General features: G+C 67.6%; 1 pseudogene. It reads right to left on the bottom strand.

Going from position 1 to position 321, the window contains the following annotated elements:
- Positions 1–321 (bottom strand): annotated as a pseudogene (locus KVT32_RS29400) (type II secretory pathway component PulJ); the annotation flags it as partial.

Raw genomic sequence — 321 nt, 5'->3', positions numbered from 1 at the left:
ACCTGCAGCCCGGTGATGGCCAGCGCCGAGGCGCACGTCACCGGCGCCTGAGGATTCGCGTCCACCTGGGGCCGCCAGGCGCCGTTCTGCCAGATCAGCACGGCCATCGCCTCGATGTTACCTTGCAGCACCACCGCCGGGGTGCTGTCGGTGTTGCTGATCGCGGCCTGCCACAATGCGTCGAGCTGGACCAGGTCGCGCGTGGCGATCGATTCGCGCCGCAACAATTGGCCGTTCACGAGACGGTAAGCGATGACCTGCAGGCGCGCCGGCTCGTTCTCGTTGAACACGGTGCGCACCAGGGTGATGCGGCCGTCTTCC

Source organism: Achromobacter sp. GbtcB20, assembly GCF_019091095.1.
Lineage (GTDB): Bacteria > Pseudomonadota > Gammaproteobacteria > Burkholderiales > Burkholderiaceae_B > Achromobacter > Achromobacter mucicolens.
Note: the sequence above shows the minus strand (reverse complement) of the source record. Positions and strands in the feature narration are given on the sequence as shown.